This is a genomic window from Acinetobacter sp. YH01021 (assembly GCF_013420255.1).
Taxonomy (GTDB): Bacteria; Pseudomonadota; Gammaproteobacteria; order Pseudomonadales; family Moraxellaceae; genus Acinetobacter.
In genome coordinates this window covers 251,292-268,861 of sequence record NZ_VOYO01000003.1, presented here as the reverse complement: position 1 = coordinate 268,861, position 17,570 = coordinate 251,292, and the positions used below count along the sequence as shown (strand labels likewise).

Here is a 17,570-nt window from a genome sequence, read left to right as displayed (position 1 = left end):
CAGCTATGAAAACAGGTGAATTTCAAATTGATCTTGATATACTGAAAATTGGTTTCACAACAATAGAACGACGATGGGTAGTGGTAGTTGGCCGTTTAACTTTATAAATCTACGCCAAATAATTGATCTTATTCAATATAAAAAATTCTGTTTTGCTGTGTCACAGCGTCAGGTGATTCCATGCTGCAGTCCTGAGCTTCAGGAGCCAAGCGTATGATCTTTGAATGGATGTCAGACCCTTCAGCCTGGGTCGGTTTACTCACGTTGATTGTTCTTGAGATTGTACTCGGGATCGACAATCTGGTTTTCATTGCTATTTTGGCGGAGAAACTGCCACCAGAACAACGTAATACGGCGCGGATTGTCGGCTTGATGCTGGCCCTGCTGATGCGTTTGATCTTACTGGCCTCGATTGCCTGGGTAGTGACCCTCACTGATCCACTATTCCACATCTTTGATCATGCTTTCTCGGGCCGCGATCTGATTCTATTGTTTGGTGGGGTGTTCCTGCTGTTTAAAGGCACCATGGAACTGCATGAGCGTCTGGAAGCCAAACCCGTCATCAAAGAAGAAAATCCGGTCCATGCGGTATTCTGGATGGTGATTGTCCAGATCGTGGTGCTGGACGCCGTATTCTCATTAGACAGCGTGATTACTGCGGTTGGTATGGTCAAAGACCTGTCAGTGATGATGATTGCCGTGATTATTGCCATCGGGATTATGCTCTGGGCATCCAAAGCTCTGATGGATTTCGTCAACAGACATCCGACCGTGGTGATTCTGTGTCTGGGCTTCCTGATGATGATCGGCTTCTCGCTGGTGGTCGAAGGCTTCGGTTTCCATATTCCGAAAGGTTACCTGTATGCTGCAATTGGCTTCTCGGTGATTGTCGAATTTATTAACCAAACCATGAAACGCAATCAGGAAAAAATGGTGACCACCACCGACATGCGCTACCGTACTGCTTCTGCCGTAATGCGGATGCTGGGTGGTAAACCTGCTCAGGACAATGATTCTTCTGAGCCGGAAGATGTTCTGGCGACACGTGCCTTTGCTGATGAAGTCTTTAATGATGATAACGGTATCTATCACAGTGTCATGGTGCAGGGAGTTTTGGGTCTGTCTGAACGTCCGGTCAAGTCGGTGATGACGCCGCGTCCCGAACTGGAATGGATCGATCTGGACAATGATGCCGACAGCATCAAAGCACAATTGTTGCAGATGAGCCACTCGCGTCTGATCATCGCTCGCGGCGAACTGGACAATATTGCCGGTGTGGTGCTGACCCATAAAGTCCTGAATGAATATATTGAAACTGGGGTGCTGGACTTTGAAAAGCATTTACGTGAGCCAGTCATCGTGCATGAAAATGCTCAGGTACTGATGGTGATGGATCAATTGCGTCAAGCGCCCTTACAGATGGCAATTGTGTTGAATGAATATGGCTCAATTGAAGGGATTGCCACCCCAATTGATATTCTTGAAGCAATTGCCGGTGAATTTCCAGATGAAGATGAGCTGCAAGTGACAGCAGAAAGTCTGGATGATGGCAGCCTGATTCTGGACGGTTCCACCGATATTCGTCACGTTTCCTTGCTGCTGGATCGTGATCTGGTCAATGAAACTGAAGAATATTCGACTTTATCTGGTTATGTATTGTTCCATATGGCACGTTTACCACATAGCGGTGAAAAGTTTGAAGCAGATGGGCATATCTTTGAGGTCGTGACGATGGACGGTCATAAGATCGATAAAGTGCATATCATTCCGCAGCTTCCTGCACAGGACTAGATTCTAGCCAATGTTTGGCCTGTAAAGTTTGCTAAAATAGCCCGCATTGTCGGGCTATTTTTATGGAACTGAAATGTCAGAAGCATGTCCATGTGGACAAGGCGAATATCACAGTTGTTGTCAGCCACTGCATGTAGGGCAAAAGGTCGCAGAGACTGCACAGCAACTCATGCGTTCCCGTTACAGTGCCTTCGCCAAGCATGAAATCGATTACATCAAAACCACGACTGCGCTGGGTCAGCAACAAGCGCTGGACCTGCAGGCAATTAGTGAATGGAGTAAAGCCAATCAATGGTTAAAGCTTGAAATTGTTCAAGCCAATGAAAAACTAGATAAAAATCATGCCTTGGTCGAGTTTAAGGCACATTATCATGATGGCAAGCAGGCACAGGTGCATCATGAAGCTTCGCATTTTGTGAAGTTTGAAGGTCGCTGGTATTTTCTGGATCCGACTACAGACCATAACATCACCATGAAACAGGCCTGCATTTGTGGCTCGGGGAAAAAATTTAAGCAATGTTGTGCCGGATTCTTATAACTTTCACACAGATTTAGCTTAGAATAGCCGCCATCTCAAAGCCTCAGGTGGAAGCAGGGCGATGTTACTGACCGTCATCTATATTATTGCAATTACCGCTGAAGCCATGACCGGGGCACTGTCCGCTGGCCGGCGCAGCATGGACTGGTTTGGCGTGATGATTATTGCCTGTGTTACTGCACTGGGTGGTGGTTCGGTCCGCGATGTTCTGCTTGGACATTATCCCTTGACCTGGGTCAAGCATCCCGAATATCTGGTCCTGACCTGCTGCGCCGCCTTCGTTACTATCCTGATTGCCAAATGGATGCGACAGTTACGTAATGTCTTCTTGGTGCTGGATGCCTTGGGCCTCATTGGCTTTACCATTATTGGCTGCCAGATTGCCCTGGAAATGGGACATGGTTTTGTGGTCAGCGCTGTCGCGGGTGTTTTGACCGGTGTATCTGGCGGGATTTTGCGTGACATTTTATGTAATGACGTGCCGCTGGTGTTCCGCCGTGAACTGTATGCCAGTATTGCCTTTGTTTCAGTGATCTTTTACTGGTTATGTAGCCACTACGGCTTGTCGCAGGATCTGACCATTCTGTCTACCCTGATTTTTGGTTTTAGCTTACGTCTAATCGCCATCTATTTTGGTCTGGAAATGCCAAAATTCATTTATAAAGATGATGATGAGCACTCGGCATCTTCCAAAGACGAATCTTGATTTTTAAATGTATGAAGTGCGGCAATAAAAATAGCCGCATTCAGCTCAATTCGTAGTATAAAAAATATAAAGCAGCCCACCTGTTGAGAAAGCAGCATCTCCCGTTCCACCTGATCAGAGATTTTTGTTATGGATTTAGTTTCTCGCATACAACGCTTACCGATTGGTAGGTTTCACTACACCTTGCTGGTGGTGATTGGACTGGGCTGGATGTTTGATGCGATGGATACTGGATTGATTTCCTTTATCCTGGCCAAAATGGCTGAAGACTGGCAGATGACTGCGGATCAAAAAAGCTGGGTAGTGTCGATCGGTTTTGTCGGCATGGCGATCGGGGCGATTTGTTCAGGTGGCCTGGCAGACCGTTTTGGCCGTAAAACAGTCTTTGCTGCGACCCTGGTCATTTATAGCCTGGCCACTGCAGCTTGTGCTTTTGCACCGGATCTGACCTGGCTGCTGGTATTCCGTTTTATCGTCGGTTTGGGCTTGGGTGGTCAGCTACCCGTGGCCGTAACGCTGGTCAGTGAATATATTCCTGCGCATGTACGTGGCCGTTTTATTGTCTTGCTGGAAAGTTTTTGGGGGCTGGGCTGGCTGGTCGCGGCGCTAGTATCGCGCTTTATCATTCCAGATTTTGGCTGGCAAACCGCTTTCATGATTGGTGGCCTGCCTGCGCTGTATGCCATCGTGATCTGGAAAATGGTGCCGGAATCTATTCCTTTCCTGATTAACCGTGGCCGTATAGAGGAAGCTTCGGCACTGGTGAAAAAGATTGAGCGTCAATGTGGCGTTCAAGTCTATGAAATTTTTGAAGTGAAACCGGTCGCAGAGAAGCAGAATATTTCATTTTCCCAGTTATGGTCGGGTATCTTTGCGCGCCGTACGCTTATGCTCTGGCTGATCTGGTTCGGTATTATTTTCTCTTATTATGGCATTTTTACCTGGTTACCAAGTTTACTGGTCAAAGAAGGTTATAGCATTGTCCAGTCATTTGAATATGTGCTGATTATGATTCTGGCGCAGTTGCCCGGTTATCTGGTGGCGGCATGGCTGGTCGAAAAACTCGGTCGTAAGCCGACTTTGGCCGGCTTTATTGGCATGTGCGCGATTTCTGCCTATTTCTTTGGCCAGTCGGGTAGTGTTACTGAAATCGTGATTTGGGGCTGTCTGATGTCCTTCTTTAATCTCGGTGCTTGGGGCGTACTCTATACTTATACCCCGGAACAATATCCGACCAATATCCGTGCCTTTGGTTCAGGCTGGGCTGGCGCAGTAGGCCGGATTGGCGGTATCGCGGCACCTTTTGCCGTAACCCATCTGATGGGCATGCCCAATGGTTTCAGCTATGTCTTTACCATGTTTACGGCAGTTCTGGTGGCTGTCGCGATTGTGATTCTGGTCCTGGGTGAAGAAACCAAGGGCAAGACCTTGGAATCGATGGGCTTATAAACAGAATGATTTTTTAGTTGCTTAGGGCCTATAAAGTGGATATTTTTAGGCCATAAGACACAAATTGTCGCGCTGAACGATTTGATGCCCTTGTGTCATCTACAGCCACGACTTAGCATAAGAAACATTGATACAAAAACGAATTATTTAGGACTATAGGTTGTTATGACAAGCCTTGCGCATCATGCGACAGAAAACCGCTCCGTAGCAGAATTTACCGAACAAGCTTATCTGAATTACGCCATGTACGTGATTATGGATCGGGCACTCCCTCATATTAGCGATGGCCTGAAACCGGTACAGCGCCGGATTGTCTATGCCATGAGTGAGCTGGGCCTGAAATGGACCAGCAAACCGAAGAAATCGGCACGTACTGTTGGTGACGTATTGGGTAAATACCATCCGCATGGTGACTTGGCCTGTTATGAAGCCATGGTGCTGATGGCACAGCCCTTTAGTTATCGTTACCCGTTTATTGAGGGACAGGGCAACTGGGGTTCACCCGATGATCCAAAGTCTTTCGCAGCGATGCGTTATACTGAAGCCAAGCTTTCCCAGTACAGTGAACTATTACTGTCTGAGCTGGGTCAGGGCACCTGTGAATGGCAGGACAACTTTGATGGTTCGATGAAAGAACCGGTGAACTTGCCGGCCCGTGTACCGAATATTTTGCTGAATGGTACCACTGGCATTGCAGTCGGTATGGCCACTGACATTCCACCACATAACCTGCGTGAAGTGGTCAAAGGTACGATTGCGCTGATTCGTAATCCGAACCTGACCGATGAAAAAATCGCAGAATATATTCCTGCGCCAGATTTGCCGACCAAAGCCGAAATTATCACCCCGCCTGCTGAACTGTTAAAAATTCAAACCACAGGTCGTGGCAGCTACCGCATGCGTGCGGTTTATAGCGTCGATAAAAACGAAATTATCATCACCGAACTGCCTTATCAGGTGTCAGGTTCCAAAATCATCACCCAGATTGCCGATCAGATGCAGGCCAAAAAACTGCCACTGGTCAGCGATGTACGGGATGAATCGGATCATGCCAATCCAACCCGTTTAGTGATTGTTCTGCGTTCGAATCGTATTGATGCCGAATCGGTGATGAGTCACTTATTTGCTACGACTGATCTGGAATCCAGCTACCGCGTCAACATGAACATGATTGGTGCGGATGGTCGTCCACAGGTGAAATCGATTCGTCGTATTTTGCTGGAATGGATTGAGATCCGTAAAACCACGGTAACGCGCCGTCTGCAATATCATCTGAACAAGATCGAAAAACGCTTGCATATTCTCGGTGGTCTGATCATTGCTTATCTGAATATTGATGAAGTGATTCAGATTATTCGTGAAGAAGATCAGCCAAAGCCGGTACTGATGCAGCGTTTTAATATTGACGAGATTCAGGCCGAAGCGATTCTAGAACTAAAATTGCGTCATTTAGCCAAGCTTGAAGAAATGGAAATGCGCCGTGAGCAGGAAGAACTGGAAGCAAAAGCGGCAGTAATTCGTGAACAACTGGCCAATCCAGAATCTTTAAAAAGCCTGATCATTTCTGAACTGAAAGACGATGCCAAGAAATTTGGTGATGATCGCCGTTCGCCAATCGTACAACGTGCCGAAGCTGCTGCAATTAATGAAACTGAAATGTTGCCGGCCGATCCGGTAACGGTGGTGTTATCAGAAGCTGGCTGGATTCGCTGTGCCAAAGGTCATGAAGTCGATGCAGAAAATCTGAATTTCCGTGCCGGTGATCAGTACTTGAGTCATGCACAGGGCAAATCCAATCAACGCGTTTATGTATTAGATGACACTGGCCGTAGCTATGCCTTGGCCATCAACACATTGCCATCCGCACGTGGTCTCGGTGAGCCGCTCAGTTCAAAACTGTCTCCTGGCAGTGGGGTGGGTTTTAAACAGGTTCTGGTGGCAGAGGATGAAACTGAAATTCTAGCGGCAAGTAATAAAGGTTATGGTTTTAAAACCCAGGCCAAGCAGCTGGATACCAGTGCCAAAGCGGGGAAAGCTTTCCTGAATTTATCTGAAGGGGCAGAGGTCATGAACCTGCAGCCACTCGATGATGCCACGCATGTTGCACTGCTCAGTTCAGCAGGACGCCTGTTGATTGTCGATTTAGCAGAATTACCTGTATTGAACAAAGGTAAAGGAAATAAATTGATACAACTTGAAGATAGTGATCAAATTTTGTCCATGACAATATTGAAGCTTGATGAAATAATTCAAGTGCTTGCAGGACAACAGCAGTTAAAATTAAAAGGGGATGATTTGCGCAAATATATCGGTAAGCGCGGTGCAAAAGGACAGCTTTTACCACGCGGATATCAAAAAGCAAATAAACTGTTGATTCAAAGATAAGACTAGCATCCATCCTGGGAAATACGTTATATATGAACAACGATTCAACAAGATGGATGCAATATCGCACATATACAAGTCTAAAAATGGCGTGTGATATTGAAAAAAACAGTTGAAATACTAAGGATTATGATTGGAGAGATGGCCATTATGGAAAAAATTTGGTTTGCTGAATACCAAAAAACAGGGATTCCAGAAACAGTAGAATTACCAGCAGAAAATACTTCTCTAGTAGATATTTTTGAGCGTAATTTCCAAAAATTCGGCTCGCGTGATGCCTTTATCTTTATGGATAAGGCCATGACTTTCAATGAATTGGAAGAGGCGAGCCGTAAGTTTGCAACTTATCTACAAAGCTTGGGGTTGGCAAAAGGCTCACGTGTGGCAGTGATGATGCCAAACGTTCTTCAGTATCCGGTTGTGGCACTTGGGGTGTTCCGCGCAGGTTTGGTATTGGTTAACGTGAATCCACTGTATACATCACGTGAACTTGAGCATCAATTAAATGATTCTGGTGCTGAAGTGCTGGTGATTATTGAGAACTTTGCTTCTGTTTATCAAGCGATTATTGGTAAAACACCAGTGAAGCATGTCGTGGTCGCTTCTGTCGGTGACATGCTGGGTGCCTTGAAAGGAACACTGGTGAACTTTGTATTGCGTTCTGTACGCAAGCAAATTCCAGCTTGGGATATTCCAGGCCATGTGAGATTTAATGCGGCGTTATCTAAAGTTAACCCAAGTAACTATAAACGCCCTGAATTGACCCTTAGTGATACAGCAGTTCTTCAGTACACAGGTGGTACGACGGGTGTATCTAAAGGCGCTGAACTGACACATCGTAACCTGGTTGCGAACATGTTGCAGTGTGACGGTATCTTCCAGAGTAAATTTGGTGCGCAAGATGGCCAACCAGATGACCGTATTTTCTGTGCCTTGCCGCTTTATCATATCTTTGCATTCATGGTATGCGCACTTTACGGTATGTACAAAGGTCAGGCGAACGTTCTGATTCCAAACCCGCGTGATTTACCTGCGGTGATGAAAGAACTACGCAAATACCAACCGACTTTCTTCCCGGCAGTGAACACGCTGTTCAATGCGCTGGTAAACAATGAAGAGTTCAAGCAACTTGATCATAGCAAACTGAAAATGGCGATGGGCGGCGGTATGGCCGTACTTCCTTCTACCGCAGCAGCATGGAAGAAAGTTACCGGAACCAATATCGTTGAAGGTTATGGCTTGTCTGAAACTTCTCCGGTGGCAACAGCAAACCCACCTGCGTCTGAAGAATTCAGTGGCACTATTGGCATTCCATTGCCATTGACTGAAGTGGCTATTCTGGATGATGAAGGCAATGAAGTTCCACTGGGTGAGCAAGGTGAAATTTCAATCCGTGGTCCTCAGGTCATGAAAGGCTACTGGAACCGTCCAGATGAAACTGAAAAGGTCATGGTGAATGGCTTCTTCCGTACCGGTGATATCGGTGTTATGGATTCACGTGGTTATGTGAAAATTGTAGATCGTAAGAAAGACATGATTCTAGTGTCTGGTTTTAACGTCTATCCATCTGAGATTGAAGAGGTTGTAGCAACTCATCCAAAGGTACTGGAAGTGGCTGCGATTGGTGTGCCAGATGAAAAATCAGGTGAAGTGCCAAAACTGTTTGTTGTGAAAAAAGATCCGTCTTTAACCACAGAAGAAGTTTTAGCATTCGCTAAAGAAAACCTGACCGGTTATAAACGTCCACGTTATGTCGAGTTTATGGATGAATTGCCAAAATCAAACGTAGGTAAAATCCTGCGTAAAGATTTACGTAAAACAGCCTAATACCTGTAAGAAAAAAAAGCGCCATCAGGCGCTTTTTTTGATTTGGACTTTTTATTTTTTCATTAACCAGCGATCAAAATAAGGACGACCTACGCCGACTACTCCCAAGAAAATAAACATGGTACCGAACTGGCGGGTAAATCCGGTTTGATTAAAGCTGCCATAACTTAGAATGTTGTCGATCAAGCAATACACCAGAATCGCGACCAGCCAGTGCCAGAGAGGCATACGCTTGATACCTACGAAATAAAAGGCAATCCATAAAATGGCAAAGGTAAAGATTGGCGACCAGATATTCATATTGGCACAAATGACGGCCATCAGAAATGCCACAATCGGCAGGACAATTTTTAATACGCGATCCACTTGACATTGATGCTGGCGTTGTTTCTCGAGGACATCGAACATTTCATTTTGATCAGGCGCGACCATAGTGAATCCTTAACAAGTAATAAAAAGCACTCTATTTAACAAAATTTATTCACGAAATGCCATGCTATGATAGAGATAAAATTTTCATGAGAAAAAACAGATGCACAGCATTAGTGGGGTTATTTATCTCATTTTGGCCGCTTGTCTTATGCCTTATGTGTTTACATTGATTGCAAAAAAATCAGCAGGCTTCAGCAGCAAAGACAATCAGAACCCACGGGCATTTTTAGAAAAGTCTTCAGGCTTGGCCAGTCGTGCCAATGCTGCCCAACAGAATAGCTTTGAAAGTTTGCCACTCTTTATTGCTGCCATTTTAATGGCAGAATATATGGTGGTGCCGCAAAATGTAGTGATGACGTTTGGTGTGGCTTATCTGGTTTTTCGTGTGTTGTACGGAATCTGCTATTTGGCCAACTGGGCGACTTTACGCTCCATTGTATGGTTGCTCTCGATGTTATGTCCTGTGACCTTATTGCTGCTGATCATCAAGTTGGTTTAAGTCATCAGGTCTGCGGACATATTTACAGTTCGATATTTTAAAATCCAAAAAAATCTTTAAAAACCGTTATAATTGTCGCGGTTTTTTAAAAGATATAACTTGTTAAAGAGTGATGCTATGAGCTACAGCAATATCCCAGCGGGTAAAGATGCGCCAAACGATATCTATGTGATCATCGAAATTCCTGCAAATGCAGCACCAATCAAATACGAAATCGATAAAGATTCTGATGCGTTATTTGTAGACCGTTTCATGGGTACAGCAATGTTCTACCCAGCAAACTACGGTTATGTACCAAACACACTATCGCTTGATGGTGACCCATTAGACGTACTGGTTGTAACGCCTCATCCAGTAGAGCCAGGTTCAGTCATTCGTTGTCGTCCTGTCGGTAAATTGAACATGGAAGATGACGGTGGTGTTGATGCGAAACTGGTTGCAGTTCCACATGACAAACTGACCCCAATCTACAAAGATGTTCAGGAATATACTGATCTTCCTCCATTGTTGATCAGCCAGATCGAACATTTCTTTCAGCACTACAAAGATTTAGAGCCAGGAAAATGGGTTAAGTTAAGTGGTTGGGAAGGTGCTGATGTTGCGAAACAAGAAGTACTGGACTCAATTGCTGCTTATGCAGAAGCAAATAAATAATTGCTTTTTGTCGTCCAGGTTTTAACTTTTTAAAGCCTGGAATAAAAAAACCTGCACATTGTGCAGGTTTTTTTATGGCTTGAAATTCGTGTGAATTAGAATAATTTCACAGGAATGTCTAACCAGATACGCCATTCATTAGTGTCACCAATGTAGTTTCCGTATTGGTATTCATCACTCGCACGGTAGTATGAGTGACGTACACGTAAGCTGCTATCTTTAGCAAAACCAGATTGAACTGTATATTTTACCTGATTAAAGAATTCACGTTCTTGAGCATCACCAGTGATTAATTGAGAGCGATCATTTTGATTAGCAACATCAATATCCCAACCATATACAAATGCAGAAGTCCAAGATAGGCCAGGAACATTCATTGCACTGAAATCGTAAGTGTATTGAAGCTGTGCTGATTTTTCATCATTACCAATGAAGTCAGACAGGTATGAGTTCGGCATATAAATGGTTTGATGACCATCACCTACACCTTGACCTAAACCATAGTCATAACCTGTATTACCTGTATTTTGTTGGTAAGCTAGCATGACATTGTGTGGGCCTTTATTATAGGTCGTAGAAATTGCCCAAATATTGTTGCTTAACTTATTTAGATCATTTGTGGTATGCGAATAAGTGTATGCACCACCATCTGACTTTTTATCCCAATCAGTATGATAGCCACTAAAGTCATGAGTTAAAGTACTACCATTCGCCAATGCATAACTATAGTTTGCATTAACATAATGACGCTCTAGGCGGTCTTTAATGTCTGTACCATAGTAAGAAGCATTCACTGCATCATTAAATTTGTATTTTGCACCCCAAACTATTGCGCGATCCAATTCATTACCATCAGATTTGATCTGGCTTGAACGCTGGTTTTCAGTAAATTTACCAGCAACGAGGCTTAAGTTTTCGATTTCATTACTTTGAACCAATACGCCAGTATAGTATTCAGGCACTAAACGCGCAGTATTGCTTGCAAGTACAGGTAAGTCTAAAACCTGAGTACCGTAAGTCGCAGTCGTATTTGATACACGAGCTTTCACATATGCACCGCCACGAGCCCAGTGGTCATAAGCATCTTTAGTACCATCAGCATTATTTTGAGGGTGGACTGGGATCATATCATTGCCAGTATGACCATTTTCACCCAATTTAAATGAAGCATCACCAATAATACCAGCACCAAAGCCTACAGTACCTTGAGTAAAGCCAGAGTCTAGTTTAACAATCGCAGTTTGTGCAAATGAGCTCGTATCTGGTACGTTATTTTTCTTGTCACGGTGCAAATAGCCGGTACGGAAAAGTACAGAACCTTCAGCATCTTCTACAAAACCTTTAGACTCGCTTTGCTCGCTAGCGAAAGCGGTAGAAACCAAAGCAGCCTGAATCAAAACTGCTAATGTTAATTTTTTTGAATTTTGCATTGGGAAGAGAGCCTTATACAAATTGATCGGAATTTTTTAGGAATTGTATAAGAATTGCTGAAAAAATGTCATTTTTTATTGGATATATTCCACTAAAGTTTAGATTTTTTTAACTCAAATTAAACAATAGCAAGTATTCAAGGTGGTTAATTTCTAACCTATCGGTAAAAATTGAGTAAAAACATAATTTTATTGGAAGGTATAAATGATATTTCTGAAGTGGTGAAATGAATGTGATTAGCTTGTTTATTTTGAAACGTGCGAAAAATATGATCAAAAATTACGCACTACTTTTTAGCACAAATTTTAATCATTACAAAAATAGAATCAAAATGGGGCAAATCGTAAATGATTATGTATAAGTATTAAAAAAGTGAAGAAATACCCTTAAATACATTTATTTAAGGGAAAGCCTAGATAATTCAATTTTTCATAATTTAAATTTTAATTTAAAAACAATGATTTAAATTTTATTTCTCTTTTTAGATTTATTATTTTGGTTCCTTTTAGCCAGATTGGCATAGCTCTTGCAAATTTTGAGCTTGAGTTTAATCAATGATCATAAAAACGTCTCAGACGATCTGGGGGGAGCCACACAATGAAATTAACATTAAAAGTATTATCTCTTGCTTTATTGGGCGCTGTATCTTCTTTTACTTTTGCTGAAGAACCTGTTGCTGAACATACGGTATCTGGAAATATCAGCGTACTTTCGAGCTATAACTTGCGTGGTATTACTAACATTCCTGAAAATAGCGGCGCTACCTTACAAGGTGGACTTGATTATAACCATGCGTCTGGCTTCTATGCAGGTTGGTGGGGATCTACGCTAGATTACACTTTGTCTGAAGAAGGACGTGATGCTTTCGAAAATAACTTCTATGCTGGCTATAGCCATGCAGTCAATGATGACTTAGGTTTAACGATCGGTACGACCTACTATTATTATTATGAATCTGATGTCAATTCTGATGGATTTGAGCTGTTACTGGGTATGAGCTATAAAGATTTGGGCGTTACAGCACAAACTCTTCTTGAAGATACTACTTGGGGCAATGCAGGTGATACCTATTTAAAAGCTACTTATAGCTATGCTTTACCACAAGATTTCAGCTTGGATACAGCTTTAGGCTTATACGCTTATGAAAAATCAGGTGACTTTATTGAAGGAACTACAGAAAGTTTTGGTTTCCGTCATTTTGACATCGGTTTAAGCAAGCCACTTGGTGACACAGGTGTAACTGCAAGCATGAATTATATCTTGGGTGGTTATGATCGTTTTGATGAAAAACAAAAGAATAAAGTCGTATTTGGACTGGGTTATAGCTTCTAATCCTCTTTAGATAAAAAGGCGACCTTAGGTCGCCTTTTTTTAATGATCTAAATCTGCTGCTGCCCGCGATAAGACAGGGCCTCCGAAAGATGCTGACTTTGAATATCTGGACTTTGATTTAAATCGGCAATGGTGCGTGCAACACGCAAGACCCGATGATAGCCGCGCGCTGATAAATTCAGTTTTTGCTGAGCCATTTCAAGCATATTCTGAGCAGACTGATCTAATGCGGCATATTGCTCTAACTGCTTTGGACTCAAACTCATATTCAAGGTATTTTGCCGTTGCATCTGAATTTCATAGGCTGCAATGACGCGTTGTCTAACCGTTTCTGAGTTTTCTGTAGGTCGATTGTCCTGTAATTCATGCGCTTGTAATGGCGGTACATCAATATGCAAATCAATCCGATCCAGCAACGGGCCTGAAATCCGGTTCTGATAGCGTTTAATACTTTCGGGTGAACATTGGCAGCGGATATCTTGATTGAATGCATACCCACATGGACATGGATTCATGGCAGCCACCAACTGGAAATTAGCCGGAAAGGTAATTTGGCGTGATGCCCGGGAAATGACGATTTCCTTGGCTTCCAAAGGCTGACGTAGAACCTCCAGCACTTTGCGGTCGAATTCAGGCAGTTCGTCCAGAAATAAAACCCCTAAATGTGCCAGGGTAATTTCTCCTGGCTTGGGGTGTGAGCCGCCACCGACCAATGCCACCGCAGAAGCAGTATGGTGTGGTGCTCGAAACGGCCGTTGTCCAAAAGGGTGATTGGCATTCGCCACCGAATAAATACTGGCCACTTCCAGATTTTCCTGCGTCTTTAAGGGCGGCAAAATACTGGCCAATCGAGAAGCCAGCAAGGTCTTGCCTGTTCCGGGTGGGCCTCGAAACAGCAGGGAATGACCACCTGCCGCAGCAATTTCCAAGCCACGCCGTGGTCGTAATTGTCCTTTTACATCCGCCAGATCAAACTTATAAAAATGGTCTGTATTGAGTGGACTGGCTTCTATTTGCGGTAAGCGCTGCGCTTGGGAAAGATGTTCACACACTTCTTTTAAATGATTGGCTGCAAAGACTTTAAAGTCTGGGAGCTGACAGGCTTCCTGTGCATTGGGGCCAGGCAAAATCAGTTGATGCTGGTCACTTTGACAGGCAATGGCAATACTTAAGGTGCCGCTGACAGGACGTAATTGACCATCGAGGGCCAATTCTCCAATAAATTCAAGATGCTCGGTGCAATTTTCAGGCAGCTGCCCAGAGGCCACTAAAATACCTAAAGCAATCGGTAAGTCCAGACGTGAGCCATCTTTTGGCAGATCTGCAGGGGCCAGATTAATGGTCAGACGTTTGGTTGGAAATTGAAAGCCGCTATTCAAAATGGCAGAACGGACCCGGTCTTTACTTTCACGTACCGCCGCTTCGGGAAGCCCCACTATAGTGAGCGAAGGCATACCCGAACTGACATGAACTTCGACTTCAATTAAAGGCGCATGCAGGCCCAGCAAGCCTCGCGTATAAATTTTGGCAAAAGACATTATTATTGTTCCAATTTGGTGCGTTATTTTTATAGTTCTGGTGTCTTTTATGCACTGTAGTTGTGCTTATTTTTTGTTCGAAATTCTCTCTTCTAATGCTTCCACCTGTTTGAGCAAATCATTCAGGCGATGATTGGCATTATTTAGGGCAGTACGCTGACGTTCTATTTCTTCTTTAGACACCAAATCCATTTTCGCCACAGCTTCATTTAACAAGGCACGGATATTATGTTCCAAATCTTTCTTAGGTTGTTCGACTTGCTGCAAAATTGCTTGTAATAAAGTTTCAATCATTGTCTGATCCATCGCCGTAGAAAGGAACCGACAGTTTAGCATTGCTAAAATGCAGACTATAGTATTTCAGACAAAATATAGACTTATTCGATTAAAGATATTGTAAAAATCCACATAAAAAATGTCTATTTTTTGAAGATTCAAAGTCTTTATCCGTATAAAATAAGGTATAAATAAACCACATGCCGGGCTTTCTAATTTCCCCCGACCTTAGGAATCTTGGCATGAAATTTGAACGTAAAACCTTACTGGTGAAATAAGCCGAAGGAAAACAAACATGAAGCTCGTAACTGCAATTGTAAAACCTTTTAAATTAGATGATGTTCGCGAAGCATTGTCTGAAATTGGTGTTCAAGGCATCACTGTAACTGAAGTGAAAGGCTTTGGTCGTCAAAAAGGCCACACTGAACTCTATCGTGGTGCTGAATACGTTGTAGATTTCTTGCCGAAAGTCAAAATTGAAATCGCGATTAGCGATGAAATGGTAGACGCGGTGATTGAATCTATTACTCGTGTGGCGAGCACTGGAAAAATCGGTGACGGAAAAATTTTCGTGACTAACTTAGAACAAGTCATCCGTATTCGTACAGGTGAAACAGGTGCAGACGCTGTCTAACTTGGCACGAAGTTTGCTGAGTACCTAATAACTCACAAAAACTTGGTTGGGGGATACGAATGAAAAAAATGCTACTTGCGTTCGGCATGGCCGGCGCTCTTTTTGGTGGTTCTGTTGCATGGGCTGAAGAAGCTGCAACAGCAACAACACCGACAGAAGAAATTGTGCTTGTTGAAGAAGCAGGCGATACAACAAATACAACAACAGACACTACAGCAGCAATTGCTGAAGCCGCGCCAGTTGAAGCTGCAGCACCTGCAGAAGAAGAACCAACGCTAGATACCGGCGATACCGCTTGGGTTTTAACCTCTACCGCTCTAGTTTTACTCATGACCATTCCTGGCTTGGCGCTATTTTATGGCGGTATGGTCCGTAAGAAAAACGTTCTGGCGACGATGGCACATAGCTTTATTGCTGCGGCGGTGGTGAGTATTGCCTGGGTGATTATTGGTTATACCCTCGCTTTCGGTGAAGGCAATGCCTTTATAGGTGGCCTGGACAAGTTCATGCTGGCCGGTATTACCACAGAGGCGCTTTCAGGCACGATTCCTGAAATCCTGTTTGTGATTTTCCAAATGACCTTTGCTATTATTACGGTTGCCATCATCAGCGGTTCGATTGCAGAACGTATGAAATTTGGTGCTTTCGTTGCTTTCATCGCCCTTTGGGTGGTGATTGTCTATGCACCAATTACCCACTGGGTATGGGGTGGCGGCTGGTTAGCTAACGATGGTGCGCTTGATTTTGCCGGTGGTACGGTTGTACATATCAACTCGGGTGTTGCTGGTCTGGTAGCAGCGTATATGCTGGGCAAACGTATGGGATTGGGTCGTGAATCTATGGCACCACATAACCTGACCCTTACTGTAATTGGTGCATCTTTACTCTGGGTAGGCTGGTTCGGTTTCAACGGTGGTTCTGCATTAGGTGCCAACGGTTCTGCAGGCTATGCTTTGATCGTGACTCAAGTCGCAGCGGCAGCAGCAGCCATTTCTTGGTTAATCACTGAAAAACTGGCACGTGGTAAAGCTTCTGTACTGGGCGGCGTATCGGGTGCAGTTGCTGGTCTGGTGGTCATTACTCCAGCTGCAGGTTTTGTGACTGTAGGCGGTGCATTGGCGATGGGTCTGATCGGTGGTGTGGTGTGTTTCTGGGGGATTACAGCACTGAAACGCGTATTGAAAGCCGATGATTCTTTAGATGCTTTTGGCTTGCATGGTGTAGGTGGTATTGTCGGTGCGATTTTAACCGCGTTCTTTGCTAGCGAATTCATCATGGGTGACAATGCCCCTGCCAATGTCATGCATCAGCTTTGGGTGCAAGTGGAAGGTGTACTGGCGACAATTGCTTACTCTGCGATCATGACCTTCATTATCCTGAAAGTCATCGACTTGATCATTGGAATCCGTGTGGCATCTGATGATGAGCGTATGGGTCTGGATTTAAGCCAACATGGCGAACGTGTCGAATAATAATAAATACACCATAATCAATATATAGTGTAAAACAGCCCGAATGGGCTGTTTTTTTTCTATATGTTGCGTAAAACTCTACAAAGTTTGTAATTTTTGCTACACTCGGAATCCATCTGGATTTGTTCAATTAAACCGCTATGCATTGCCCATTTTGCAATACTGCAGACAGTAAAGTGATTGATTCACGCCTGGCAGCTGAAGGCTGTCAGATTCGTCGTCGCCGTGAATGTGTCAGTTGTAATGAACGCTTCACTACCTTTGAAAGCTATGAAGTGGTGATGCCGCGCGTCATCAAGTCGGATGGCAAAAATGAACCTTTCGATGAAGCCAAACTACGTCGTTCCCTGATGCATGCCTTGCAAAAACGCCCGGTGACCCAGGAGCAGATTGAAACAGTGCTGAGCGATATTCAGCTACAGATTCGCCGTCTGGGTGAGCGTGATGTGAAATCACGTACCATCGGTGAAATCGTGATGCAGTCTTTATTTGCTCTGGATCATGTTGCCTATGTGCGTTTTGCTTCGGTCTATCAGGATTTTCAGGATGTTGAAGCTTTTCGTCATCAGATTGAACAGATGCAACAACGAGAATTACAAGAATAAG

16 protein-coding genes are annotated in these 17,570 nt (G+C 43.9%); 12 read left to right on the top strand and 4 right to left on the bottom strand.

Going from position 1 to position 17,570, the window contains the following annotated elements:
- The first annotated feature begins 213 nt into the window (after nucleotides 1–213).
- The 6 genes from FTT86_RS04545 (at nucleotide 214) to FTT86_RS04520 (ending at nucleotide 8,696) form a co-directional block, all read left to right on the top strand.
- Nucleotides 214–1,791 (top strand): TerC family protein, encoded by a 1,578-nt coding sequence (locus FTT86_RS04545; protein WP_180180675.1) that lies wholly within the window; start codon nucleotides 214–216, stop codon nucleotides 1,789–1,791.
- 73 nt (nucleotides 1,792–1,864) lie between these two features.
- Nucleotides 1,865–2,329, top strand: a complete 465-nt coding sequence (locus FTT86_RS04540; protein ID WP_005263978.1) for a YchJ family protein — start codon at nucleotides 1,865–1,867, stop codon at nucleotides 2,327–2,329.
- 61 nt (nucleotides 2,330–2,390) lie between these two features.
- Nucleotides 2,391–3,035, top strand: a complete 645-nt coding sequence (locus tag FTT86_RS04535) for a trimeric intracellular cation channel family protein (RefSeq protein WP_004644893.1) — start codon at nucleotides 2,391–2,393, stop codon at nucleotides 3,033–3,035.
- A 129-nt stretch (nucleotides 3,036–3,164) separates the two neighbouring features.
- Complete coding sequence (locus FTT86_RS04530) at nucleotides 3,165–4,484, top strand: MFS transporter (protein WP_004644895.1); 1,320 nt, start codon at nucleotides 3,165–3,167, stop codon at nucleotides 4,482–4,484.
- Between the two features lie 165 nt (nucleotides 4,485–4,649).
- Nucleotides 4,650–6,869, top strand: coding sequence for a DNA topoisomerase IV subunit A (gene parC, locus FTT86_RS04525; protein WP_180180674.1), 2,220 nt, complete (start codon nucleotides 4,650–4,652; stop codon nucleotides 6,867–6,869).
- 150 nt (nucleotides 6,870–7,019) lie between these two features.
- On the top strand, nucleotides 7,020–8,696 hold the full coding sequence (locus FTT86_RS04520; protein ID WP_004644897.1) for a long-chain-fatty-acid--CoA ligase: 1,677 nt from the start codon (nucleotides 7,020–7,022) through the stop codon (nucleotides 8,694–8,696).
- 51 nt (nucleotides 8,697–8,747) lie between these two features.
- Here FTT86_RS04520 and FTT86_RS04515 read toward each other — a convergent pair whose 3' ends face one another.
- Entirely contained in the window at nucleotides 8,748–9,128 is a 381-nt protein-coding gene (locus FTT86_RS04515; protein ID WP_180180673.1) for a hypothetical protein, read from the bottom strand.
- A gap of 100 nt (nucleotides 9,129–9,228) precedes the next feature.
- Here FTT86_RS04515 and FTT86_RS04510 point away from each other — a divergent pair, with 100 nt between their 5' ends.
- Complete coding sequence (locus tag FTT86_RS04510) at nucleotides 9,229–9,627, top strand: MAPEG family protein (RefSeq protein WP_180180672.1); 399 nt, start codon at nucleotides 9,229–9,231, stop codon at nucleotides 9,625–9,627.
- 117 nt (nucleotides 9,628–9,744) lie between these two features.
- Nucleotides 9,745–10,281 carry an inorganic diphosphatase gene (ppa, locus tag FTT86_RS04505; protein ID WP_004281037.1) on the top strand — a complete coding sequence of 179 codons (537 nt, stop codon included), beginning with the start codon at nucleotides 9,745–9,747 and terminating at the stop codon, nucleotides 10,279–10,281.
- 95 nt (nucleotides 10,282–10,376) lie between these two features.
- On the opposite strand, the gene FTT86_RS04500 is transcribed toward ppa, so the two are convergent.
- Nucleotides 10,377–11,711, bottom strand: coding sequence for an OprD family outer membrane porin (locus FTT86_RS04500; RefSeq protein WP_180180671.1), 1,335 nt, complete (start codon nucleotides 11,709–11,711; stop codon nucleotides 10,377–10,379).
- 598 nt (nucleotides 11,712–12,309) lie between these two features.
- Between FTT86_RS04500 and FTT86_RS04495 the strand changes: the two genes are divergently transcribed.
- Entirely contained in the window at nucleotides 12,310–13,044 is a 735-nt protein-coding gene (locus FTT86_RS04495; protein WP_180037303.1) for a TorF family putative porin, read from the top strand.
- Nucleotides 13,045–13,091: 47 nt separating this feature from the next.
- On the opposite strand, the gene FTT86_RS04490 is transcribed toward FTT86_RS04495, so the two are convergent.
- Both FTT86_RS04490 and FTT86_RS04485 read right to left on the bottom strand, forming a co-directional pair.
- On the bottom strand, nucleotides 13,092–14,582 hold the full coding sequence (locus FTT86_RS04490) for a YifB family Mg chelatase-like AAA ATPase (RefSeq protein ID WP_004732527.1): 1,491 nt from the start codon (nucleotides 14,580–14,582) through the stop codon (nucleotides 13,092–13,094).
- A 66-nt stretch (nucleotides 14,583–14,648) separates the two neighbouring features.
- Complete coding sequence (locus FTT86_RS04485) at nucleotides 14,649–14,876, bottom strand: accessory factor UbiK family protein (protein WP_004732524.1); 228 nt, start codon at nucleotides 14,874–14,876, stop codon at nucleotides 14,649–14,651.
- Nucleotides 14,877–15,153: 277 nt separating this feature from the next.
- Here FTT86_RS04485 and glnK point away from each other — a divergent pair, with 277 nt between their 5' ends.
- The 3 genes from glnK to nrdR all read left to right on the top strand — a co-directional run bounded on the left by glnK (nucleotide 15,154) and on the right by nrdR (nucleotide 17,569).
- Nucleotides 15,154–15,492 carry a P-II family nitrogen regulator gene (glnK, locus tag FTT86_RS04480; RefSeq protein WP_004281042.1) on the top strand — a complete coding sequence of 113 codons (339 nt, stop codon included), beginning with the start codon at nucleotides 15,154–15,156 and terminating at the stop codon, nucleotides 15,490–15,492.
- Nucleotides 15,493–15,551: 59 nt separating this feature from the next.
- Nucleotides 15,552–16,964 carry an ammonium transporter gene (locus FTT86_RS04475; RefSeq protein WP_180180670.1) on the top strand — a complete coding sequence of 471 codons (1,413 nt, stop codon included), beginning with the start codon at nucleotides 15,552–15,554 and terminating at the stop codon, nucleotides 16,962–16,964.
- Nucleotides 16,965–17,104: 140 nt separating this feature from the next.
- Nucleotides 17,105–17,569, top strand: coding sequence for a transcriptional regulator NrdR (gene nrdR, locus FTT86_RS04470; protein WP_004281044.1), 465 nt, complete (start codon nucleotides 17,105–17,107; stop codon nucleotides 17,567–17,569).
- Nucleotide 17,570 lies beyond the last annotated feature (1 nt).